The following is a 23,730-nucleotide window of genomic DNA, read 5'->3' as shown; positions in this document are numbered from 1 at the left end:
GTGTGAGGTGTGAGGTGTGAGGTAAGTATATATTTGCCTGTTCATATAGACACAAAGAACCCCGCGCTTGGCGGGGTTCTTTGATCAATCAACGCTAGGCGGTGATTGCTAACATGTCAGTGCGCAGAAATTAATCAACGACTTTGATGTTAGAAGCTTGAAGGCCTTTTTGACCCTGAGTGACGTCGAAGGAAACCTTCTGGCCGTCTTGCAGGGATTTGAAGCCTTCTGCCTGAATTTCTGAGAAATGCGCGAACAGATCGTCGCCATTGTCGTCAGGAGAAATAAAGCCGAAACCTTTAGTGTCGTTAAACCACTTAACGGTACCAGTTGCCATAATCAAAATCCTCAATGTTGCTAATTAAACCGGGAAATACCCGAATTACAGTGGGTATAACAAGAGACTTTCACCAGATTTAACGCTAGAGGCGCTTCTATACTGCTGACAACGTTCGACTTGCTAACCAACTGCCCACATTTTGCGCTTAACCACCCACCCACGTCAACACCCCCTAACAATGCTGATAAATAACGCTTATTGCTAAGTGCTGCCGGAAACGTCATGGCACTCAGCCAGCATCCACCCGGCAGCCTTCTCCGCAATCATCAGCGTAGGCGAATTGGTGTTACCACTGGTGATGGTTGGCATAACGCTCGCATCGGCCACTCTCAAGCCGCTAATGCCGTGCACCCGCAAGCGCGCATCGACCACCGCCATGGCATCATCCTCGCGGCCCATTCGCGCGGTGCCCACTGGGTGGAAAATAGTCGTGCCAATATCCCCGGCCAGCCGGGCTAGCTCATCGTCACTTTGGTACTCGACACCGGGCTTGACCTCTTCCGGCGCGTATTTGGCAAACGCAGGCTGCTCCGCGATGCGCCGGGTTACCCGCAGTGAATCCGCCGCCACTTTGCGATCCTCTGGGGTGCTCAGGTAGTTAGGCGAAATCGCCGGGGCCTGGCGCGGGTCGCGGCTTTTAAGCCGCACCGTGCCCCGGCTGGTAGGGTTCAAATTACACACGCTGGCAGTAATCGCCGGATAAGGGTGTAACGGCTGTCCAAAGGCTTCCAGGCTTAGCGGCTGCACGTGGTACTGAATATTGGGGTGCGGCTGATCCTGGGTACTGCGGGTAAATGCGCCCAACTGCGAAGGCGCCATACTCATCGGCCCCGAGCGTTTAAGCAGGTACTCAAGGCCAATTCCCGCCTTACCCCACAGCGTACTGGCCATGGCATTGAGGGTTTTGCCATTGGTGATGCGATATATCGAGCGAATCTGCAGGTGATCCTGCAGGTTCTCGCCCACCCCCGGCAGTTCATGGACGACCTCAACGCCATGTTCGTGCAACAGTTCGGTCGACCCTACACCAGAAAGTTGTAACAGGTGTGGCGTGCCAATCGCTCCCGCGCACAGCACTACTTCCTTGCTCGCCGCAACGCGAAGGGGGTTGCCCTCACGCTCTACCTCCACGCCTGTGCATTGCAGTGTGTCTGCGCGGTTTGCAAACAGCAGGCGATTTACTTGAGTGGAGTGCCATAGCGTCAGGTTGTCGCGTTTGAGTGCGGGGCGCAAAAATGCCTTGGCGGTATTCCAGCGCCAGCCCGAGCGCTGATTAACCTCAAAGTAGGCAACGCCTTCATTAGAGCCGCGGTTAAAATCGTCGCTGCGGGGTATGCCCGCTTGCACGGCAGCTTCGGCAAAGTCATCCAGCACCTGCCACTTGAGGCGCTGCTTTTCGATTCGCCATTCACCGCCGTGACCATGAAAATCCTGGTGTTTCGCATCGGCATCGCCGCCCTCATCCAGGCGGTAATGGTCTTCATGTTTGATAAAGTCGGGTAAACAGTTCTCCCAGCGCCAGGCATCGTCTCCAGTGACTTCGGCCCAGTGGTCGTAGTCCCGCGCCTGGCCGCGCATGTAGATCATGCCATTAATGCTTGAGCAGCCGCCCAGGGTTTTACCCCGTGGGTAGATCAAAGAACGTCCGTTGAGTCCTTTGTCTGGCTCGGTGCGAAACAGCCAATCGGTACGCGGGTTATTAATGCAGTAGAGATAGCCCACCGGGATATGGATCCAGTGGTAGTTATCGCGACCGCCCGCTTCGATCAACAGCACATTGTTGTTAGGGTTGGCGCTGAGTCGGTTAGCCAGCAGGCACCCGGCGGTGCCTGCTCCTACCACGATATAGTCAAAATTATTATTAGTTGCCGATGGCATGCGTTGGCTCCCATAACGTGTAGGCGTTACTTCGCCGTGGGCATCACAAACTCAGCACCTGCGTCGATGGAGTCTGACCAGCGCTGCATGATGGATTTCTGTTTGGTGTAGAAGCGTACACCCTCTTCGCCATAAGCGTGGGTGTCGCCAAACAGCGAGCGCTTCCAGCCGCCAAAGCCGTGCCACGCCATGGGTACCGGAATAGGCACATTAATACCCACCATGCCGACCTGAATACGGCGACCAAACTCACGCGCCACCGTACCGCTTTCAGTAAAGCAGCTAACGCCATTGCCAAACTCGTGGTCGTTAATCAACTGGATCGCCGTAGCGATATCCGGCACCCGTACGCAGACCAGTACCGGGCCAAAAATTTCTTCTTTGTAGATCGTCATCTCCGGGGTCACGTTGTCGAACAGCGTGCCACCCATCCAGAACCCTTCGGCACAGTCATCACCCGCTGCTGAGGCCTCAAAGCTGCGTCCATCAACCACTAGTTCAGCGCCTTCGGCTATGCCTTTTTCGATGTAGCCAGTAATCCGCTCATGGGCTTGGCGGGTCACAATGGGGCCCATTTCTGCATCCAGCTGCATACCATCTTTTACTTTCAATGCCTTGGCACGCTCCGCCAGCGCTGGCACGACTTTGTCCGCCACATCGCCGACTAAAACCGCCACGCTAATCGCCATGCAGCGCTCACCGGCAGAGCCATAAGCCGCACCGATCAGAGCGTCGACGGCTTTATCTAAATGCGCATCCGGCATTACCACCATATGGTTTTTAGCCCCGCCGAGTGCTTGAATGCGTTTACCGTTACGGGCGCCGCGCTCGTAGATCAGGTTGGCAATCGGCGTAGACCCCACAAACGACAGCGCCTTAACGTGAGGGTGATCGATAAGGGCTTCCACCGAGTCTTTGTCACCCTGCACAACGTTAAACACACCATCGGGCAGGCCTGCCTGCTTCAACAGGTCAGCCATCAGCAGCGAAGCGCTGGGATCTAGAGGACTAGGCTTCAAAATAAACGTATTACCCGCGGCAATCGCCAGCGGGAACATCCACATTGGCACCATGGCGGGGAAATTAAATGGCGTTATACCAGCGACGACACCTAACGGCTGGCGCGTCGTCCAGTTATCGATTCCGGTGCTCACTTGTTCGGTGTAGTCACCCTTTAACAGCTGCGGGATACCACAAGCAAATTCAACAATATCGATACCGCGGGCCACTTCCCCCTGGGCATCGGTGAATACTTTGCCATGCTCCTTGGTGATCGCTTCGGCTAGCTCATCTTTATGGGCGTTCAGCAATTCCAAAAATTTGAACATCACCCGGGCGCGACGGATGGGCGGCGTATCTGCCCAGGCTGGGAAAGCGGCTTGGGCGGCCTCTACCGCGGTATTAACATCCACCGGGGAAGCCAATGATACGCGGCCAGTAACGCGGCCAGTGGCGGGGTTGAATACATCCTGGGTTTGAGACGAGTCACCCGCGGTAACCTGACCATTAATAAAGTGCTGAATCGCTGTTGTTGTCATGGGAGTACCTGTTTTAAGAACGCATGTGGGGGCTTGTGCAAAATGCTTACTTTCAGCCTAGCCTACTGGGCCCAGCGAGCGGATCAATTGAGTTATTCAAAAGCCAGTTATAAGCTCTGTTAATATCAGCGTTCTATTTGAGGCCTATCATGCAGGACTACGCCACACTGCGCGCCTTCGTGGCCGTTGCACGAACGGGCAGCGTGTCACGCGCCGCTGAGCAGCTACACCTGACGCAACCCGCCATTAGCCTAAAGTTGAAGCAGCTACAGGCGAACTTGGGCCTCACGCTGTTCAGCCGCCGCCCCCAGGGGCTTGCCTTGACGACCGACGGCCACGCTCTGTTACCCGCCGCTGAAAAAGCCCTGGCCAGCGCCCAGGCGTTTGAGCAAACCGCCGGAACACTGCACAGCACGCTGCGCGGCAAGCTCTCAATCGGCACCATTGTCGACCCGGAATTCCTCCGCCTGGGGGCCTTTTTAAGCCGCCTAATGGCCCGTGCGCCGCAGTTGGAAACCGAGCTTCAGCATGGCATGAGCGGCAGCGTGCTTAACCGCGTGGAACAGGGTGATTTAGATATCGGTTTTTATCTAGCGCCGCCTGGCGAAGGCCCTGGCCTAGCCTCTGAGCTCGCCCCTGGCAAAGGACATGCGGCGCTGGCCTGGCGTGAGCTAACGCATTTTCACTACCATGTGATTGCCCCTGCAGGCTGGGAAAACCGGCTTATGGATACCCGCTGGGAGCACCTGGCGACGCTGCCGTGGATTGTCACGCCCCAAAATTCCGCCCACCATCGGCTGTTAAAACAGGCGCTTGGGCCAAGCGGCGCAGTGCCCAATCGGGTGGCCCAGGTTGATCAAGAGGCCTGCATGCTTGACCTGGTTCGCGCAGGCGTTGGCCTAAGCCTGGCCCGGGACGCCCTGGCGATGACCGAGCGCCAGGAGAGTGGTCTAGCCGTAGCCGACAACATTCGCCTACCCTGCGCATTGAGCTTTATCTGGCGCCACGACAGCGCCAACGAGCCGCCGGTGAAAGCTGCGCTAAGTACACTGGACGAGGTATGGCCCCATCGTCCCGGCTAGCTTGTAAGAGAACAGCTTGTAAGAGAACAGCTGCAAGAGAATAGCTATAAGAGAATGGCTGTAAGGAAATCGCGTCTCAAGCTACTAATCGATTCAATAACACGCGATGACGCCACCGCCACTGGAGTGCCAACATGAACCGACTTCCGCTCTTGCGCCCTTTAACGCTGTGCATCATGGCAGTTGTAGGCTTCGCCAGTGCACCACTTTATGCTCAATCCTCTCAAGATCAGGCATCTCAAGAGCATGCCAATGCAGAGGCTACGTTTGCCGGTGGCTGCTTCTGGTGCATGGAACCCCCTTACGACAATCAACCCGGCGTCAGTGCCACTATTTCCGGCTATATCGGCGGCGAGCTTGAGAACCCCAGCTACGAAGATATCACCCGAGGTAACACGGGCCACGCTGAAGTGGTGCAAATCGAATACGACCCTGAACAAATCAGCTACGCACAGCTATTGGAGATCTTCTGGCGCAATATCGACCCCTTTGCCGTTGACCGCCAGTTCTGCGATGTGGGCGATCAGTACCGTGCGGCGATCTTTTATCACAACGACGAGCAGCGCGAACTGGCCGAAGCGTCCAAAGCGGAAATGGAGGCGCGTTTTGACCGGGAGATTGCCACACAGATTGTACCGGCCACCACCTTCTGGCCTGCCGAGGAGTACCACCAGGATTATTATCAAAAGAACCCCGTGCGCTATAAATTTTACCGCTACAGCTGTGGTCGTGATGGCCGCCTGGAAGAGGTCTGGGGTGAAGAAGCCGGCGGGCCTACGTTTGAGTAGCAAAGCCTCTTATTCGCTTTCCTCACGGAACTGATGCCTCAAAACACTGCCCCACGGTGAGCGCTTAATTATGCAAACGCGCTCATTTGTACTAGAGTGACTGCACATGAGAAGTAGACCGGTCGACTAAGCGCCCAGGAGCTGGACGCTTTGACCCAAACGTTGATCTATAGATAGGAGATCTTATGAGCAACAACATTACGACGATTAATCCCACCAATGGTGAAACCCTCGAAACCTACGCGTTGATGAGCAGCGCGGAAGCCAAACAGGTAGTAGACGCCTGCTACGAGGCATTTCTCGATTGGCGCCTGGAATCGCTGGAAAGCCGCGCTAAAACGGTAAAAGCCATTGGCCAAGCGTTGCAGGCGCATAAAGAAGAGCTTGCCGACCTTATGGTCAAAGAGATGGGCAAACTGCCTTCTCAGGCTCGCCAGGAAGTGGATCTGTGTACCGGCATCTGTGACTACACTGCTGAACACGGCCCCAAGAAGCTGGCCGACGAAGAGCGTCAGCCTGGCAATGGCGAGCGTGGCTTTGTGACCTATTCACCCATGGGTGTGATCTACGGCATTCAGCCCTGGAACTTCCCGGCCTATCAGGTGGTACGTTACTCCATTGCCAACATCATGGCGGGTAACGGCGTACTACTGAAACACGCTGAAATCGTTACCGGTAGCGGTCTGCTGCTGGAAAAAATTTATCGCGAAGCGGGTCTTCCCGAAAACGTCTTCCGTACGCTAGTGATCTCGCACGACATTTCTGACGAAGTGATTGCTCACCCTGCCGTACGGGGCGTAACGCTAACGGGCAGTGACGGCGCAGGTCGTAAAGTCGGTGCCAAAGCGGCTGAGAACTTGAAAAAGACGGTACTGGAGTTAGGTTCCAATGACGCCTACTTAGTGCTAGATGACGCTGATATGGACGTCGCGATTGACACCTGTGTGACAGGGCGTGTCTATAACGGCGGGCAAACCTGTGTGGCGGCCAAACGGTTTGTAGTGACTGAAAAGAACTACGAAACGTTTAAACAGCGCTACGTAGAACGCATGCAGGCACTCAAAGCAGGTGACCCCACCCAGGAAGGCAGCGATTTAGGCCCCATGGCTCGCGTCGATCTGCGCGATGGGCTTCACGAACAAGTGGAAGAAAGTGTTCGTAAAGGTGCGAAGATTCTCTGCGGCGGTGAAAAGCCTTCAGGTAAAGGTGCCTTCTATCCGGTCACCGTGCTGGATAACGTCACGCCCGGCCAGCCCGCTTACGATGACGAGCTGTTTGGCCCGGTGGCAGCGTTGATTCGTGCCAAAGATGACGAAGACGCCATGCGCATTGCCAACGACAGCCGTTACGGCCTGGGCGGCGGCATCATCTCTAAAGATGTGAAGCGCGCCACCGAACTTGCCAGTAAATACTTTGATACCGGCATGGTGTTCATCAATGGCTTTGGCGTTGCCACCCCGGAAATGCCCTTTGGCGGCGTTAAAAACTCCGGCTACGGCCGTGAGCATGGCGGTTTCGGCATGCTTGAGTTCGTCAATGTTAAGTCGGTCATTGTCGTTCAAGAGTAATGTCGTGCCTAGTAAAGCTGTAAGCTGACTCGTCAGTTGTAAATAGCGAGTTGTAAAGCAGTGAATAGAAAGCTGTAAAGAATGCGCCGTCAGCCTGATGATCAGACTGACGGCGCTTTTTTGTCACTCTATATTGTGTTTAGACGCGCTGGGAGGTTCTGCGCTGCCAGAACTTCAACAGCAGCGCCATAATTACCCAGGTCACAAGCGCCGCAATCACATCGTCTAACACAATGCCAAAGCCGCCATGGACATACTCTGCCAAATGAATCGGCGGCGGCTTCAACCCGTCAAAGAAACGGTAGACAACAAAGGCTATCGCCATGACCAGCGGATGACGCGCAGCGGCTAAGCCTATTACCGCTAGCGGAAAGGCAACGTACTCATCGGCAACGATACTGCCATGATCCAAACCGTCATAGTGCCAGGCAGCGACGTGGCAAACTGGCACTGCTAGTACCAGCAAAACAGCGATGATGGAGCCCTGCTGAACCAGCGGGCGGCTCAATAACCACCACGCCAAGGGAATGCCCAGCAGCGAGCCAAAAGTACCTGGCGCCACCGGCGCTAGCCCCAGCCCAAAGCCGGTGGCTATCCAAAAATTAACCGTATCGAGCATTAACCCGCCTGCTGCGCTTGGCGCTCAAGTTCAGCGGTCATCTCTTTGGGTAAGTTGAGGGCACTGCCCAACTGGTCAAGCCAGGCGCGCTCCATGGGGTTTTGGTCGTCAGTCACGGCCACGCTAATAAGGTACATTTCCCGCGCCGCCTGGGGGGAATCGGCTTCCCGAGCCAACGCCTGAGCATCCAACGGTGCTTTTAGCTGCCTCTCAACCCAGTTATGCATCTCCTGGTCAGCCCCTAGCGCATCGATCTGTTCGGTAATCAGCGCCTGCTCCTGCTCATCAATATGCCCATCGGCTCGGGCGGCCATAATCATCGCCTGCAGTAACTCCAGGCTGCGGCGCTCCTGATACTCACCGCTAAGCACTTCTACCCGCTCGCCCTCTGACGCAGCTTGGGCAGTATTTTGCTGGGTATTGCCATTTTTCGCCGCTTGGGAGCTCTGCCACGCCTTCCAGGCCAGCACGCCAACGCCCGCAATGGCGCCGTATTTCAGCGCTTTGCCGCCCATACTGCGGCCGCGTTTGGAACCCACTAACATGCCCATGGCGCCACCGCCGAGCAGGCTTTTCATATCAAAACCGCTGGAGGAGCCGCCTTTACTGCTACTACCGCCCAACTGCTTTGAAAGCCCGCTCAACATGCCTTTAACATCAACCCCACTGCTGCTGCCGCCCTTCTGGCTGCCACCGGCTTGCTGCATAAGCTGCTGTAAAATCTTGCTTGCGTTCATCCTTGTACTCCTAAGAAACTATTATATTGAGTGCGCGCTTGATGTTTTAACCACGTTATAGAACATGCTGTATGAACGCAGCATGAACTAACCTCCAGACATTAAAGAAGCGCGCCCTTCACTTCTACCGTGCTGCCTTGTCGGCTGGCACGCACGTCTATACGGACTGGCATTTGCTCTTTCAGTTCGCTGACATGAGAGATCACTCCGATCATACGTCCGCCCATTTGCAGCTCGCTGAGCATGGCGATGGCTTGATCCAGAGCATCCTGATCAAGGCTACCAAAGCCTTCATCGATAAATAGCGTATCCAACTGAATGCCGCCAGCATACGCTTGCACCACATCCGAAAGCCCCAGCGCCAACGACAGCGCCGCCATAAATGACTCGCCGCCGGAAAGTGTTGCCACCGAACGGTTCTTGCCGGTATAGGTATCTGCTACATCGAGCTCCAGGCCTGACGCTTTATTGCCTTTTGAGGGATCTTCCCGGCGCACCAACTGATAGCGCCCGCGGCTCATACGCACCAGCCGCTCGGAGGCTTGAATCAACACGTCATCCAGCAACACGCCCAACACAAAGCGCTGCAAACTGATGCGATGCCCGGTGCGGCCGTTGGCGACTTCACTGAGCGTGCCCCACAGCTGGTACTGGGCTTCCAGTTCGGCCTGGGCGGCGTGGGCCGCGGCTAGCTTTTGGTGAATGCCTTTGAGCGTGGTTAACCTGCCGTCAAGCGTTCGCCACGCCTCTAACTGGGTATTCTCTTCCGCTTGAGCAGCCTCGGTTACCTGTGTCAACGCAGCGAGATCTGGCGGCGTTTTATCCGCCAGCTGGGTTTGATAACTCTGCAGCGCGCCTTCCAGTTCAGCCAGGCGCTGTTGATACGCTTCGACTTGATGAGCCAGCTCTTGCCGCTGGGTGTCGTCTAACTGTGCCATCTGGAATGCCGCATCATCCTCGAAGGGGCTGGCCTGCAGCGCCGCTAGCCACTCGGTTTGCGCCTGCTCTTGCGCATGTTGACCACGCTCGACGCGTTCACTAGCGCCGCGTAGCTGCTCTTCCGCCCTTGCCAGCTGAGTTTGAGCAATCGATCGCGCCTGCTGAGCGCTCTCCCAGGCTTTTTCAAGCTGAGCGACTTGCTGTTCCAGTTCGGCGAGGGTTCGGCGCATCGCCTCTGGGTCGCGGGCCTCTTTCGGCAGCGATTGGCTCAACTGGTCGCGCTGGCTCTCCAAACGCAACGCCTCTTCTTTAGCCTTTTCAACTTCTGGCCGCTGGGCTTTCAGCTGCTTATCCAGCGCGCCCCACTCCCGGCGCAGCGCGTCACGGGCAGCGGTTTGCTGGCTAATTTCACCCTCAACGCTTTCCCGCCGCTGCGCTTGGCGACGCAATTCTTCGCAGGCATTGTGCAGTTCCATGAGCGCTTGGTTCGCCCACTCGCCCAGATGCTGGCTAAGCCGCTGAATCTGCTCTGCGTTGTGGCTAATCTGCTGGGCGAGCTGATGGTGATGACGTTCAGCGGCTTGCTGCGCCTGTCGGCTTTTTTCCAGGGCAGCGCGCGCCGTGTCTACCTGCACTTGGGTAACGATAGCTGCGTTTTGAGCCGCTGGAGCTGGGTGGTCACGGCTGCCACATACCGGGCATGGGGCATCCACTTCAAGGCTAAGCGCCAACAGTGCAGCCTGCCCTTGGTGCCAGCGCATCTCCTGCTCTGTGGCATGACGCTGCGCTTGCGCTGCTTCGCTTTGCTGGTGGCTGAGTGCGTCCGTTGCCTGCTGCTGTTGGACGGTTAATTCCCGCCCCTGCCGAGTGAGTTCATCCAACTCTTGGCGTTGATTGAGCAGGCTTGCATGACGGTTTAGCTCTGCTGGGGCGCTGGCCAGTTGCTGGAACTCCAGCTGCAAACGCTCAAGGTTCACGCCAATGGCTTCGCCTTGATGACGAATACTCTCTAGCTGGGCCTCATCGCGCTTTAGCGCAGCATCGGCTTGTTGCCAGGCGGCCTGCGCCGTTTGAAAACGCGCCTGCAACTCGCTTAGCTGCTGGCTTTTGTGGATAAACTCGCCCAACTGGCGATGCCGCTCGCGCAGCGTGGGAAGTTCCGCCTGGCGTTGGCGTGCCACTTCTAGCACCTGCTGCGCCTGTTCAGCGTTAGTGCGCTGGGTGGTTAACGCGGCTTGCGCCTGGCGCTGCTCAGCTTGAGCGGTGGTTAACGCCTGCTGCGCTTGGGCGAGCGCCGTGCTCTGCGGGCGCAGCGCCTGAGCGTGGGCGCTTTGCGCTAAACGCGCCTTACTGCTTTCTATTTCAGTGTGCTGCTCAAGATGGCCGGCCTTCTCCGCGGCAAGCGACTCTCGGGCCGCAAATTGGCGCTGCAGCGCCTGGGCTTGGTCGCGCTGCTGTTCGGCGTGACGGCGCTGCTGCTGGGCGGCGTCAAAGCGTTGCCGTGCCTGTCCCACCTGGGGGGCCAGCGCCGCTTGCTCTTGCGCTAGTGCGGCTTCGCTCTCCAGTTCGCCACCGGCGAGAATCCCGCTAATATGCTGGCGATGATCATTTACCGCCCGTTCGATTTGATTGGCCTGGGTACGCAGGCGCTCTTCAATACGCTGAAAAATTTGCGTTTGAAACAGCTGAGAGAAAATCACTTCGCGCTCTTTGGAGCCTGCCAACAGCAGTTCGCGGAACTTGCCCTGGGGCAGCACCATGACCTGACGGAACTGGTTAGCATCCAGGCCAATCAGGGTTTGCATCTCTGCCGTGGCATCGTTGACCTTGCGCGCTACCAGACAGGTTTCCTGCTCACCCTGTGCGTTCAAGCGCCACAGCTGGGCTTCCGCGTTATGAGTGGTGGTGCCTTCGCCGCGCGCTTTGGGGCGCTCCTGCTGGGGCACGCGACGCACACGGTAATCGACCCCACGCAGGCGAAAATCCAGCGTGACTTCGGTCAGCAGAGTGGCATCGGCCTGGTCGCAGCGCATCTGTGAAGGGTCGCGTTCATTGCCGGTGGTCTGACCATACAGGGCAAAACACAGCGCATCGAGAATCGAGCTTTTACCGGCGCCGGTGGGGCCGTTAATCAGAAACAGTGGGCTTCTACCCAGCGCAGTGAAGTCGATGGTCTCACTACCCGCGAAAGGCCCAAACGCCTGCATGGTGAGGGCTAGTGGCGTCATTGCTGGGCCTCATCGCGCTGCAGTTGGCTAATTAACGCTGCCATGGCGCTTGCCTGCTCTTCGCTCATGGCCTCCCCGCTGGTTTGATTAAAGAAGTCACTGAACATATCCAGGGCATCAAAGCGCAGCCGCTCGCGATCAAGCTGCTGATTGCCCCGGGCGTCCAGCATGCCAGGCTTCTCCAGGTGCAGCACGTTGGGATACACCTCACGCAGCTTGCCCATGGGGTCGAGAATGGCGTGGCGATCAGTAAGCCGCACCAGCAGGTAGTCGTCGGCGTGCGGGTCTGTTCGCCCCTGGGCGATCAATGCATCAATCTCGCCTTCTAACACGCGTACTTCACGGCTGGGTATCAGCGGGATCTGTTCGATCCGGGTGACGCCGGACACGTCGATATCCACCAGCGTAACGCCTTTGCGTTGGCTGGCTTCAGAAAAGCTGTATTTGAGCAGCGAACCGCTGTAGCGGATATGCTCACCGCCTCGATACTGCGGGCCGTGTAGATGGCCAAGCGCCACGTAATCAAAGCCTTGCATCGGCTCCCAAGCGACGCTTTCGGCACCTCCCAGTGTCAGCGGGCGCTCGGAATCAGAGGCACTGCCGCCATCCACAAAGCAGTGGCTCATCAGTACGCAGGGGCGTGTAGGGTGACGCTGCTCTTCGATGCGTTCAACCAGATAGCGGTGGGCACCGTCAAAATCGCGCACCTCAACGTTGAACTGGCTGCGCACATGCTCGGGATCAGCGTAGGGGATACCGAACACATCGACTTCAACACCTTCAATAGTCAGTGTGACGGGTGTGTAAAAATCAGCTAAGTCGGAAAGGATATGCAGCCCTGCTTGGCGGAGGTGGCGCGCGCCGAAACGAAGCCGCTCGGCACCGTCGTGGTTGCCTGAGATCATGATTACCGGCAGTTTGCGCTCCTCGCAGAGCGCGTGGAGCACCTCATCCAGCAGCGTTACCGCCGCCGAGGGGGGTACCGAGCGGTCGTAGATATCGCCCGCAATCAGCACCGCATCGACGTTTTCGCGATCGATGATCTCAATAAGTTGGTCAAGCACATGGCGCTGATCATCCAACAACGAAAGGTTGTGGAACAGCCGTCCCAAGTGCCAATCGGCGGTATGAAGTAGGCGCATAACAAGCTCAGCAAAAAGTGTGTAGCGGCATGATAACAACCCGACACTCAATCTACTTATAAAACGCCATCTACCCACAAAAAAGCCCCGCACGCAGGCAGGGCTATCAGTACGAGTTGGCGCTATTAACGACGGAAAGCGTCAGGGTAGCTGGTGAGATCAACGCCCCACATGACCGGCAGTAGGAAATACACCGCCGCCACAATCAGCAGCATGGCGATGATGTTGATCCAGAAGCCGGTGCGCACCATCTCGATAATTTTCAGTTTGCCAGTGGCAAAGATGATTGCGTTGGGCGGAGTACCTACTGGCAGCATAAAAGCACAGTTGGCGGCCATGGCGGCGGGCACCATCAGCACGAAGGGGTGGATATCCAGTGCCAACGCCAGCGATGCCAACACCGGCAAAATCATGGTCGCCGTGGCGGTATTCGAGGTGATTTCGGTTAAGAACAGCACCATCCCGGTCGCCAGCAGGATGACCAGTAGGAAGTTGGCGCCTTCCAGCACGCTCATTTGCCCACCAATCCACTCTGCCAGGCCGGAAGAGCCGAAGCCTGCAGCGATCGCTAAACCACCCCCGAACAGCAGCAGAATGCCCCAGGGAACGTCTTTCGCCACATCCCAACCCAGCAGGCAGCCACCCTTATTTTTGGAAGGAATCAAAAACAGCAGTAGCGCGGCAACAATCGCGATCATGGTGTCATTGATACCAGGGATATTGATGATCTGGCCTTGCCACAAGAACGAGCGAGTGATCCACATAAAAGCCGCAAACAAGAAAACCGCCAGCACCGCTTTTTCTTCGAAGCTGGTGTTACCCAAGGCCGCTTTTTCTTTGTTTATAAGCTCTCTGCCACCCGGCAGGTGACTAAATTCGATGCGGAAAAACACCCGCGTCAGTAGTAGCCAAGTGCTGAACAGCAGCACCACTACCACAGGGAAAGCAAACATAAGCCAACCGGCAAAAGAAATCTCGATGCCAAACAGCTGATTCACAATCGCGGCAAGAATAATATTGGGTGGGGTACCAATTAGCGTGCCCAAACCACCAATGGTACCGCCGTAGCCGATACCAAAAATCAGCGCTTTGCTGAACTTATCGATTTCGGCGCTGTGGTCGCCGTCACTTTTCGCCAGCTCTTGGCTAACCTGGTACACGATAGCGGTACCGATGGGCAGCATCATCATGACCGAGGCGGTGTTGGAGACCCACATCGACAAAAAGCCGGTCGCGGCCATAAAGCCAAAGACAATACTGTTAATACTGGTGCCCAGCACGGCAATAATCGACAGCGCAATACGCTTGTGTAGATCCCACCTTTCCATTGCCAGCGCGATCATAAAACCGCCTAGAAATAGGAAAATAATCGGATTACCGTAAGCGGCGGTCACCGTATTGCCATCCAGCGCGCCGGTTATCGGCAATAGCACAATGGGCAGCAACGAGGTCGCGGGTATAGGAATGGCTTCGGTGATCCACCATACGGCTACCCACAGGGTGGTAGCGAGCACCATGCGCCCTTCAAAGCTTAAGTCTTCAGGGTGAAAAAACATCACTACAAAAGCGAACAACAACGGGCCAAGCAGCAGGCCAATCTTCTGAGGAGTCGTATAGGCAGGCGGCTTAGGTTGAGGGGTAGGGTTGCGCTTGGCATTGGAAGCCGCGGCATTGGCGGCCCCACCCGTTGGCAGCGCGCACATCAATAGGTTTTTGGCTTGGTAGTGGGAATGCCATAGCTGATCCCATACCGTCATCAGGGCAGTTTTATGCATACAATTTGCGCCACTTACGGTCAGAGTGAAAAGAACACATCGAGGGTCGGCATCCAGGTAAATAAGCCACCCGATGGGTAACGCGGAACCTTCTTTGGCGCCATTTATTAACTGCAATAAGCAATTAGTCCAGTCATTTGCTTATAATTACAACCAAAGTCTAACAACTTTAGTTTAACTATTAGCAAATACAACAGTGATATAGGTGCAATGTGTTAGGTGCAATGTGTGCTGACGCACGGACGTAACCTCACGGCAAGACCATTGTTCTGGTAAGGAAGCATCGTTTGTGCGCGAAAGAGCACTCTCACCAGGATGGAATCTGTGAAACATCTTCTCCGTTTTGTGCGACCGCACCCTACGTTTGCAGCGCCGTGGAACGCTACTGCCCCAGTCAGGGAAGAGCTCTTTAGCGCAGAGCGGCTTGAACAGCACGCAGGCAGCTTGGCGCTTAAACAAGCAGTGACCAGCACGCCACCCAACGTAGTATCGTTAACACGACGGCTCAACGATAACGCTAACACCCTGCTGGCTGTTTACCGCGCCAGTGCCACAGCGCTGGCGAGTGGTCGCGAAATTGTGCCTGCCGCCGCCTGGCTGCTCGACAATTACCACCTGATTGAAGCTCAAATTCGTGAGATCCGCAGCGATCTTCCCCCCGGTTATTATCGCCAGTTACCGAAGTTAGCCAACGGACCTTTTGCGGGATACCCAAGGGTATTCGGCATTGCCTGGGCCTTTGTGGCGCATACCGACAGCCACATCGACCTGGAAAATTTGCAGAACTTTATCACCGCTTATCAGCGCACTCAGCCACTGACTATTGGCGAACTATGGGCGGTAGCAATCACGTTGCGTATTGTGCTGATTGAGAACTTGCGCCGACTTGCCGACCAAATTAGCAGCGAACAAACAGCGAGAGACGAAGCCGATGCTTTGGCGACAAAGTGGCTAACGCCCACCAACCAGCAAACCTCACAGGCACACCATGCTTTTCACCTTGAAACCAGCACCCTTAATGTTTACACAGGGCCACTAGCGGAACCTTTCACCGCACAATTAGCCAAGCGACTGCGTGGCTTAGACCCGCGTAGCAGCCCCCTGGCAGGCTGGCTTGATGAGCAGCTAAGCCACCAGGGTGAAACCATCGACGAGATGGTTCAACACGCTCAGCAGCGCCAAGGTGCCGCCAACGTTACCGTACGCAATATCATTACCAGCATGCGCTTTGTGTCTAGCATCGACTGGGCCGAGCTGTTTGAGAGTGTTAGCTTGGTGGATAAGCGGCTACGCCAGCAGAGCCATTTTGATCAGCTCGACTTCCCCACCCGCAATCAGTATCGCAGTGCGGTAGAACAGCTCGCCCGAGGCTCTCAATACAGCGAGCTCGAGGTAGTCGACGTGGCGCTCTCATTTGCTCACCAGGCAGTGGCCAGTAATGGCGACCCAATCGAAGCGGCCCGCCTGGGAGACCCTGGCTATTTTTTAATTAGCTCAGGGCGTGCAACACTTGAACATCGGATAGGGTTTAAACCCTCCTCTCGTCAGCGGCTGCGCCACACCCTCATTAACCACGGCATTCGTAGCTATATCGTCATGATGGCCGCGGTGACGCTGAGCCTGATGCTGCTGGCAGGCGTGCTGCTGCTTTCGTTGCCGCTTGTGATCGGCGAGGTGCCGTTACTCTGGCTGATGCTGCTGGGTGTGTGCGGCTTTCTGCCCATTATGGAAGTGGCCACGCTGATCGTTAACCGGCTGATTATCTACTCTATCGATGCCCAGCCGCTGCCTGGCCTCGACCTTTCCAAAGGCGTTCCAACCCAACTACGAACACTGATTGCGGTGCCTACGCTGCTGACCAGCGAAGAAGACCTGCGCGAACAGATTGAGCGTCTTGAAGTACACCACTTATCCAGCGGCGAGGGGGCACTCGCCTATGCGCTACTACTTGATGGGGTCGATGCCTCACAGGCGGAACTGCCTGCCGAGGCGGCGCTTCTTTCTGCTGCCTACGTAGCGGTCGAGCAATTAAATGCGCGTTATTGTTTACACGCTCAAAGCAGTTCACAAGCTCAGGGCACTGTACAAGCTCTAGGCAGCGACAAACGCTTTTTTCTGCTGCACCGGCGGCGGGTGTTTAACACCAGCGAAAATACCTGGATGGGTTGGGAGCGTAAGCGTGGCAAGCTTCATGAGCTAAATCGCTTGCTACGGGGCGCAACGGATACCACCTTTATCGACCCACCGCCACTACCCAGAGATGTACGCTACGTCATCACTTTGGACGCTGACACCCGCCTGCCCCGAGGCGCCGCAAGCCGACTGATCGGTAAAATGGCACATCCGCTAAACCAGCCACGCATGGAGCTAAAGCTACGCCGGGTCGTGGAGGGGTACGCGATATTGCAGCCTCGCGTCACGCCATCGCTGCCCACGGGGGGCGAGGGCTCCATCTATCAGCGGTTATTTTCTGCACCCGGGGGTATCGACCCTTACGCCGAGGCCATCTCAGATCTCTACCAGGATCTGGTCGGCGAAGGCTCGTTCGCCGGTAAAGGTATTTACGACGTTGACGCTTTTGAAACATCGCTGGTTGGCCGGGTGCCCGATAATAGCCTGCTCAGTCACGATTTGTTTGAAGGGGTGTTTGCCCGTGCGGGGCTTGCCTCCGATATCGAAGTGATTGAAGACTTCCCGGCCCGTTATGACGTGGCCGCCAAGCGCCAGCACCGCTGGACACGCGGCGACTGGCAACTGCTCCCCTGGCTAATCGCCTCGGCACTGCCGCTCACCGGGCGACTGAAAATGCTTGGCAACCTGCGCCGCTCAGTGTTACCACCATTCGTCCTGGCAAGCCTTGCCGTCAGTTGGCAATTACCGCTTAGCATGGCCGTCGTCAGTACGCTGCTATTACTGGCGGTTGTCGGCGCACCGATACTGCTCTCTTTGGCCGCCTCATTTGTTCCCTTCCGTGCATGGGCAAAGCTACGCCACCACTACCACCTTTGGTTTGACGAACTAAAGCTGGGTAGCGTGCAAATTCTGCTATTGATCATTTTTTTGCCTGACCAGGCGTGGCGCATGCTGGACGCCATTGCCAAAACCTTAGTTCGTGTGCTGATCACCCACCGACGTCTGCTTGAATGGACATCTGCCGCCCAGTCGATGAAAAGCCCACCGCTGACGGTGATGGGATTCTACCAACGCATGGCGCCCGGCACCGTACTGGGGCTAGCGGTGGCTATCAGTGCACTCTGGACAGCCAGCCACACATGGCCAATCACACTCCCCATGGCGCTACTCTGGTTGGCTGCTCCGGCAGTGGCATCTTGGCTGAGCAGCAGCACAAGCGTTGTTGTTCAACCCAGCATTTCGGCAGAAGAAGCCCTTGAACTACGAGCAATTGCACGGCGAACCTGGCGCTATTTCGAAACCTTTGTGACCACCACAGATAACCGCTTACCGCCGGATAACTTTCAAGAGGATCCCCAGCCTGCCCTCGCTCAGCGCACCTCGCCAACCAATATGGGGCTCTATCTACTCTCCACCCTGGCTGCGCGGGACTTCGGCTGGATTGGCACCCATGAGACGCTTGAGCGATTAGAAGCAACGCTAGCCGTCATGCAGGGACTCCCCCGCTACAGGGGTCACTTTTACAACTGGTACGCCACCCACGACCTGCGCCCGCTTAACCCCCGCTATGTATCAACGGTGGATAGCGGCAATCTCGCCGGGCATCTCATCGTTATCGCCAATGCCTGCGAAAGCTGGCAGGCGACAGGCTATCTAGCGGATCCACGTGTGGGTATTGCCGACACGCTCCACCTTGCCCGACAGGCACTCAAACAGGTTCCAACGCTGCAGGAAAAATTAGCGGTTCAATTGAGTGTGCAGTTCGAAGCCATTGACGCCCAGCTGAAGGGCGAAGTGATGTCATTGGAATGCTTGGCAAATATCGCCGCACTGATGGATAGCACGTTAGACGAGGCGCGAACGCCCCTTAGTTCGCATAGCGACGCGTATAGCGAAGATCTGCAGTTTTGGCTGGAAGCGTTACAGGCCTCAGTCGCTCAACACAGCCATGACCGGAATCCCCCACCAAGCCTAGCCAAGGGGGCAATCGCCTTGCGCCTGCAACAGCTTGCGGATTCAGCGCGACGCCTGGCACTGGGCATGGATTTCGCGTTCCTGTTCAATCGCGAGCGCCAACTGTTGTCGATTGGTTATTCACTTGACGACAACTGCCTGGATACCAGCTGCTACGACCTGCTGGCTTCCGAGGCACGGCTGGCCAGCCTGTTTGCCATTGCCAAAGGCGATATTCCCACCCGCCACTGGTTCAGGTTAGGACGTGCCGCCACGCCCGTTACCTTTGGCTCGGCGTTGATCTCCTGGTCGGGGTCGATGTTTGAATACCTAATGCCGTCGCTGGTGATGCGCGCACCGGGCGGCAGCCTGCTGGAGCAAACCAACCGGCTGGTGGTGAAGCGTCAAGAGACCTACGCCGCCCAGCTCTACGCGCCCTGGGGTATTTCTGAATCCGCCTATAACGCCCGGGATATGGAGTTTACCTATCAATATTCTAATTTTGGGGTGCCGGGTTTGGGTCTCAAACGGGGGTTGTCTGCCGACCTGGTTATTGCGCCCTATGCCACCGGGTTAGCCGCCATGGTTGACCCTAGCGGTGCCTGTCGCAACTTCAAACGCTTAACGGAGATGGGAGCGCTGGGCCGCTACGGTTTCTACGAAGCGCTCGATTTCACCCGTTCGCGGCTTCCCGCCGGGGAAAGCGTGGTGATTGTGCGCAGCTTTATGGCCCACCACCAGGGCATGACCATCGCCGCTATTGCCAATACCTTGAATTATGGCCAGATGCGCGCCCGCTTTCACCGCGAACCGATGATTCAAGCCAGTGAACTGCTGCTTCAAGAGCGCGTTCCACGTAACGTGGCGATTGCCCACCCCCGCGCCGAAGAGGTGAAATCCACCGCCAGTCAGACAATAAACGAGGCACAAACCATTCGCCGCGCGTCAACAACGGCCAGTGGCCCGCCTGTTACTCACTTACTCTCCAACGGCTGCTACTCGGTGATGCTCACGGCCACCGGCGGTGGCTACAGCAGATGGCGTAACGTTGCCATTAGTCGCTGGCAGCCGGACGCCACCCGCGACCACTTAGGCAGCTTTATTTTTCTACGCGACAGCAAACACCCCGGCGTGTGGACCGCCACAGGACAAACGGCGGCACACCCCGCCGAGGTAAACGATGACCATAGCTACGCGATATTTGCCGAGGATTATGCCCGCTACAGCCATCGTCACGACGATATCACCAGTCATATGGAGGTGCTGGTTTCCGGCGAGGACGACAGCGAAGTTCGCCACCTCTCGCTCACTAATAACAGCCGCCACGCCCGCGACATCACGCTTACCTCCTATTCAGAATTAGTCTTGACCAGCCCGAATGCCGACAATGCCCACCCCGCCTTTGCAAAAATGTTTGTGGTGACCGAGTATCTGGAAGCCTTCAACGCATTGATCGCCACAAGACGGCGGCGCTCGCCCGATGAAGCGCAGGTGTGGGCGGCTCATTTTGCAGTCGTTGAAGGCGATATAATTGGCGAGCTAGAGTTCGAGACCGACCGAGGCCAGTTCTTTGGCCGCGGCCGAAGCATGCTCCACGCCTCAGCGTTAGCAGAGGGGCAACACCTTTCGGGCAGTGTGGGTAGCGTACTGGATCCAATTTTTGCGCTGCGCTACTGCCTGCGCGTGGCCCCCGGCAAAGCCGCCCGAATCGCTTACTGGACTGTCGTCGCCCCCTCCCGTGAAGCGCTGATGGATCTGATTGATAAACATCACGACCGCAGTGCTTTTGAGCGCGCTAAAACCCTCGCCTGGACTCAGGCACAGGTCCAGCTTCGCCATTTGGGCATTCAGCCTGAAGAAGCCGCTGACTTTCAGCGCTTGGCCGCGCCGATTCTTTACCCTGATGCCCGCTTTAGAGCCCCTGCCGAGGCCATTGAGCGCGGTGCCGGGCCACAGTCGCGGCTCTGGCAACATGGCATTTCCGGCGATCTGCCGATTATTCTGATGCGCATCGATAGCATTGATGACATTGGTCAGGTACGCCAACTGCTGCGCGCCCACGAATATTGGCGTATGAAGCGGCTAGGCGTGGATGTGGTGATTATCAATGAGCGCTCCTCCTCTTATATTCAGGATCTTCAGCAAGCCATTGAAACCGCAGTGCTTAGCAGCCAAGCCCAGCCTCGTTTTAAAAAGGATTTCGCTCAGGGGTCTGTGACAACACTACGCGCCGACCTGATGAGCTTGGAAGTGCGTACACAGCTTCAGTCGATAGCCTGCGTCGCTTTAATGGCCCATCGCGGCAGCATAGCGAACCAGTTAGCCCTGACGCTGCCCGTACTCCGTGCACCAACGCCACTCCACTCCTTAATCAAACGCCCCCTACCCAAGCACATCCCCCTCAATGTCAGTGAAACGCCGCTCCCAGCACTTGAGTTTTTTAATGGGCTGGGCGGCTTTGCCCGGGATGGCCGTGAGTATGTAACGATACTTGAGGCAGGGAGTTCCACGCCCGCACCGTGGATAAATGTGATCGCCAACGCAGGCTTCGGCTTTCAGGTATCAGCAGAAGGCGCAGGCTATATATGGGCGGATAACAGCCGTGAAAACCAGCTGACGGCCTGGTCAAACGACCCTGTTATGGATCCGAGTGGCGATGTGATCTATGTTCGCGATGAAGAGTCGATGGCGCTCTTCACCGCCACGGCCCGCCCTTTACGGGATCATGGCCGCTACATAGCGCGGCACGGCTTCGGCTATAGCCAGTTCGAGCATCAAGCGGATGGAATTACCCTTGCGCTGCTGCACTTTGTGCCGTTAGAGGCTCCGCTTCGAATTTCACGGCTACGCCTTACCAATCACTCCGGGCGGCCACGCAAGCTCTCCGTGACGGCTTATGCCGAGTGGGTGCTGGGTACTTCGCGCAGCGGCTCGGCGCCTTTTCTTATCTCACACCCTGATGCCGATAGCGGCGCGCTGCTGGTTGAGAACCCCTGGAATATGAATTTCCCAGGCCGTGTAGCGTTTCTGGATATCGGTACCCCGCCAACCTCCTGGACGGCTGATCGCTGCGAGTTTATCGGCCCCGGCGGCAGTTTGGCAGCGCCCGCGTGGCTACGCAGCCACGCCTTGCTTTCCGGCGCCCACGGTGCGGGGTTGGATCCTTGCGCTGCGCTTAACCGCAGCGTGACCTTAGCGGCCGGTGAAAGCGTCGATATCGTCGTATTAATGGGTCAGAGCAGTTCCACTGCCGAGGCAAAAACACTGATTGCGCGTTACCGCGAGGCGGATATTGACGCCGAACTCGCCATAGTGACTGCCCACTGGCAAACGCAGCTTAACGCGGTACAAGTGACCACCCCCGACCGCGCCATGGACATCATGCTCAACGGCTGGCTGATGTACCAAACCATTGCCTGCCGGATCACCGCGCGCTCAGGTTTTTACCAAGCCAGCGGCGCCTATGGCTTCCGCGACCAGTTGCAGGACGGTATGGCATTAACCTTCACCAGCCCCGAAACCACTCGCGAGCATTTACTGCGCGCCGCCTCCCGCCAGTTTATTGAAGGCGATGTGCAGCACTGGTGGCTGCCCCACTCCGGCCAAGGGGTGCGTACACGCATTTCCGATGACCGGGTGTGGCTGGCCTATGCCTGCGCTCGTTATATCGCCACCACCCACGATGCCGCCGTGCTGGATGAATCGGTAAGCTTTCTGGAAGGCGCTGAATTAGCCCCTGGCGAGCACGACAGTTTTTTCCAACCGATGATGGCAGCAGAAACCGCCTCGCTGTTTGAGCACTGCGCCCGTGGCTTAGATCAGAGCATTGAGTTGACGGGCGAACTCGGCTTGCCGCTAATCGGTGGCGGTGATTGGAACGACGGGATGAACCGCGTTGGCGACGCGGGTAAAGGCGAAAGCGTGTGGCTAGGCTGGCTGCTACTGCATACGCTGGAGCTGTTTCTACCTTTTGCCCAATCGCGTGAACATTCAGAGCCTTCCGCTTATAAAGAGCCTTCAGCTTTTAAAGAGCCTTCAGCTTATAAAAAGCCGCCAGCATCACGCGCCGAGCGTTGGCGCGCCCACGCAACGGCTTTGCGTATTGCGCTGGAAAGCAACGCCTGGGACGGCCAGTGGTACCGCCGAGCGACCTTCGATGATGGCAGCTGGCTGGGCAGCAAAGAGAGCGACGCGTGCCAAATTGATTCGATTGCCCAGACATGGGCGGTACTCTCGGGGGCAGCAGAGCCACACCGAGCGGCGCGTGCTATGGAGTCACTGGAGCGCGAACTGATCGGGCACGATGAGCAACTTGCGCTACTGTTTTGGCCGCCCTTCGATCAGCCCCAGCGCGACCCTGGCTATATCAGCGGCTACCCGCCGGGAATGCGCGAAAACGGCGGACAATATAGCCACGCGGCGATGTGGGCCATCCTGGCCTTTGCCAAATTAGGCGAAGGCGATAAGGCCCACCAACTTTTCTCGCTACTCAACCCCATCAACCATGCACGCACGCCGGAAAGCGCGGCCCGTTATCACGTTGAACCCTATGTAGTGGCCGCCGATGTTTACTCAGTTGCACCTCATACTGGCCGCGGCGGCTGGACATGGTATACGGGCTCAGCGGGCTGGATGTACCGCGCCGGTATTGAGGGTATTCTGGGTATTCGTCGGGAAGGTGGCTGGCTGGTAATCGCTCCCTGCCTTCCCCACGACTGGCCAGGGTTTAGCGCAACGCTGGCCATTGCCGCCACGCACTACGCGGTTAAGGTCATCACCACCGATGAGGCGCTTAACGCACAACTTGATGGCCGTCACCTCAACCTCCAGCAAGGTGAGGTACGTATCCCATTGGATGGCCAACACCACCAGCTTGAGGTGTTTATTCATCGATCACATAACCCATGTTAACTATCTGTTTGTCAGCCATTTTTCACATTTGCTTCTGACTCACGGCTATATTAGTCTCAACTTGGCACGCTAAGCGTGCCATTTACATTTAGACAGTTA

The 23,730-nt window shown here is 56.8% G+C and carries 12 protein-coding genes; 4 read left to right on the top strand and 8 right to left on the bottom strand.

Features of this window, described 5'->3' with window-relative positions:
• Positions 1 to 130: 130 nt before the first annotated feature.
• From A6R74_RS10375 to A6R74_RS10365, 3 genes are all read right to left on the bottom strand, one after another.
• Positions 131 to 337, bottom strand: coding sequence for a cold-shock protein (locus A6R74_RS10375; protein ID WP_064234423.1), 207 nt, complete (start codon positions 335 to 337; stop codon positions 131 to 133).
• A 204-nt stretch (positions 338 to 541) separates the two neighbouring features.
• Entirely contained in the window at positions 542 to 2,218 is a 1,677-nt protein-coding gene (locus A6R74_RS10370) for a GMC family oxidoreductase (protein WP_064234422.1), read from the bottom strand.
• A 26-nt stretch (positions 2,219 to 2,244) separates the two neighbouring features.
• Positions 2,245 to 3,756 (bottom strand): CoA-acylating methylmalonate-semialdehyde dehydrogenase, encoded by a 1,512-nt coding sequence (locus A6R74_RS10365; protein ID WP_064234421.1) that lies wholly within the window; start codon positions 3,754 to 3,756, stop codon positions 2,245 to 2,247.
• A gap of 149 nt (positions 3,757 to 3,905) precedes the next feature.
• On the opposite strand from A6R74_RS10365, the gene A6R74_RS10360 reads away from it, so the two are divergent.
• From A6R74_RS10360 to A6R74_RS10350, 3 genes are all read left to right on the top strand, one after another.
• Entirely contained in the window at positions 3,906 to 4,838 is a 933-nt protein-coding gene (locus A6R74_RS10360) for a LysR family transcriptional regulator (RefSeq protein WP_064234420.1), read from the top strand.
• Positions 4,839 to 4,972: 134 nt separating this feature from the next.
• Positions 4,973 to 5,626 carry a peptide-methionine (S)-S-oxide reductase MsrA gene (msrA, locus tag A6R74_RS10355; protein ID WP_064234419.1) on the top strand — a complete coding sequence of 218 codons (654 nt, stop codon included), beginning with the start codon at positions 4,973 to 4,975 and terminating at the stop codon, positions 5,624 to 5,626.
• A 185-nt stretch (positions 5,627 to 5,811) separates the two neighbouring features.
• A complete protein-coding gene (locus A6R74_RS10350) occupies positions 5,812 to 7,194 on the top strand; it encodes an NAD-dependent succinate-semialdehyde dehydrogenase (RefSeq protein ID WP_064234418.1) in 1,383 nt (460 codons plus the stop codon).
• A 139-nt stretch (positions 7,195 to 7,333) separates the two neighbouring features.
• Here A6R74_RS10350 and A6R74_RS10345 read toward each other — a convergent pair whose 3' ends face one another.
• The 5 genes from A6R74_RS10345 to A6R74_RS10325 all read right to left on the bottom strand — a co-directional run bounded on the left by A6R74_RS10345 (position 7,334) and on the right by A6R74_RS10325 (position 14,616).
• Complete coding sequence (locus tag A6R74_RS10345; protein ID WP_064234417.1) at positions 7,334 to 7,813, bottom strand: phosphatidylglycerophosphatase A family protein; 480 nt, start codon at positions 7,811 to 7,813, stop codon at positions 7,334 to 7,336.
• Positions 7,813 to 8,550 carry a tellurite resistance TerB family protein gene (locus A6R74_RS10340; protein WP_064234416.1) on the bottom strand — a complete coding sequence of 246 codons (738 nt, stop codon included), beginning with the start codon at positions 8,548 to 8,550 and terminating at the stop codon, positions 7,813 to 7,815. The genes A6R74_RS10345 and A6R74_RS10340 overlap by 1 nt, the downstream gene beginning before the upstream one ends.
• A gap of 101 nt (positions 8,551 to 8,651) precedes the next feature.
• On the bottom strand, positions 8,652 to 11,717 hold the full coding sequence (locus A6R74_RS10335) for an AAA family ATPase (protein WP_064234415.1): 3,066 nt from the start codon (positions 11,715 to 11,717) through the stop codon (positions 8,652 to 8,654).
• Entirely contained in the window at positions 11,714 to 12,859 is a 1,146-nt protein-coding gene (locus A6R74_RS10330) for an exonuclease SbcCD subunit D (protein WP_064234455.1), read from the bottom strand. Before A6R74_RS10330 ends, A6R74_RS10335 begins: the two co-directional genes overlap by 4 nt.
• Positions 12,860 to 12,984: 125 nt before the next feature.
• Positions 12,985 to 14,616: a DASS family sodium-coupled anion symporter gene (locus tag A6R74_RS10325; RefSeq protein WP_064234454.1), complete on the bottom strand. Its 1,632-nt coding sequence runs from the start codon at positions 14,614 to 14,616 to the stop codon at positions 12,985 to 12,987.
• A 333-nt stretch (positions 14,617 to 14,949) separates the two neighbouring features.
• Here A6R74_RS10325 and A6R74_RS10320 point away from each other — a divergent pair, with 333 nt between their 5' ends.
• On the top strand, positions 14,950 to 23,631 hold the full coding sequence (locus tag A6R74_RS10320) for a GH36-type glycosyl hydrolase domain-containing protein (RefSeq protein ID WP_064234414.1): 8,682 nt from the start codon (positions 14,950 to 14,952) through the stop codon (positions 23,629 to 23,631).
• Positions 23,632 to 23,730: the final 99 nt, after the last annotated feature.

The sequence above is a fragment of the Halomonas sp. ALS9 genome (genome assembly GCF_001651035.1).
Classification (GTDB): domain Bacteria; phylum Pseudomonadota; class Gammaproteobacteria; order Pseudomonadales; family Halomonadaceae; genus Vreelandella.
Note: the sequence above shows the minus strand (reverse complement) of the source record. Positions and strands in the feature narration are given on the sequence as shown.

Excerpts from the sequence above, each read along its gene's own strand:
- A6R74_RS10365 (WP_064234421.1), bottom strand. The coding sequence starts at position 3,756 with ATGACAACAACAGCGATTCAGCACTTTATTAATGGTCAGGTTACCGCG.
- A6R74_RS10375 (WP_064234423.1), bottom strand. The coding sequence starts at position 337 with ATGGCAACTGGTACCGTTAAGTGGTTTAACGACACTAAAGGTTTCGGC.
- A6R74_RS10340 (WP_064234416.1), bottom strand. The coding sequence starts at position 8,550 with ATGAACGCAAGCAAGATTTTACAGCAGCTTATGCAGCAAGCCGGTGGC.
- A6R74_RS10320 (WP_064234414.1), top strand. The coding sequence starts at position 14,950 with ATGGAATCTGTGAAACATCTTCTCCGTTTTGTGCGACCGCACCCTACG.
- A6R74_RS10330 (WP_064234455.1), bottom strand. The coding sequence starts at position 12,859 with ATGCGCCTACTTCATACCGCCGATTGGCACTTGGGACGGCTGTTCCAC.
- msrA (WP_064234419.1), top strand. The coding sequence starts at position 4,973 with ATGAACCGACTTCCGCTCTTGCGCCCTTTAACGCTGTGCATCATGGCA.
- A6R74_RS10325 (WP_064234454.1), bottom strand. The coding sequence starts at position 14,616 with ATGACGGTATGGGATCAGCTATGGCATTCCCACTACCAAGCCAAAAAC.
- A6R74_RS10350 (WP_064234418.1), top strand. The coding sequence starts at position 5,812 with ATGAGCAACAACATTACGACGATTAATCCCACCAATGGTGAAACCCTC.
- A6R74_RS10360 (WP_064234420.1), top strand. The coding sequence starts at position 3,906 with ATGCAGGACTACGCCACACTGCGCGCCTTCGTGGCCGTTGCACGAACG.
- A6R74_RS10345 (WP_064234417.1), bottom strand. The coding sequence starts at position 7,813 with ATGCTCGATACGGTTAATTTTTGGATAGCCACCGGCTTTGGGCTGGGG.
- A6R74_RS10370 (WP_064234422.1), bottom strand. The coding sequence starts at position 2,218 with ATGCCATCGGCAACTAATAATAATTTTGACTATATCGTGGTAGGAGCA.
- A6R74_RS10335 (WP_064234415.1), bottom strand. The coding sequence starts at position 11,717 with ATGACGCCACTAGCCCTCACCATGCAGGCGTTTGGGCCTTTCGCGGGT.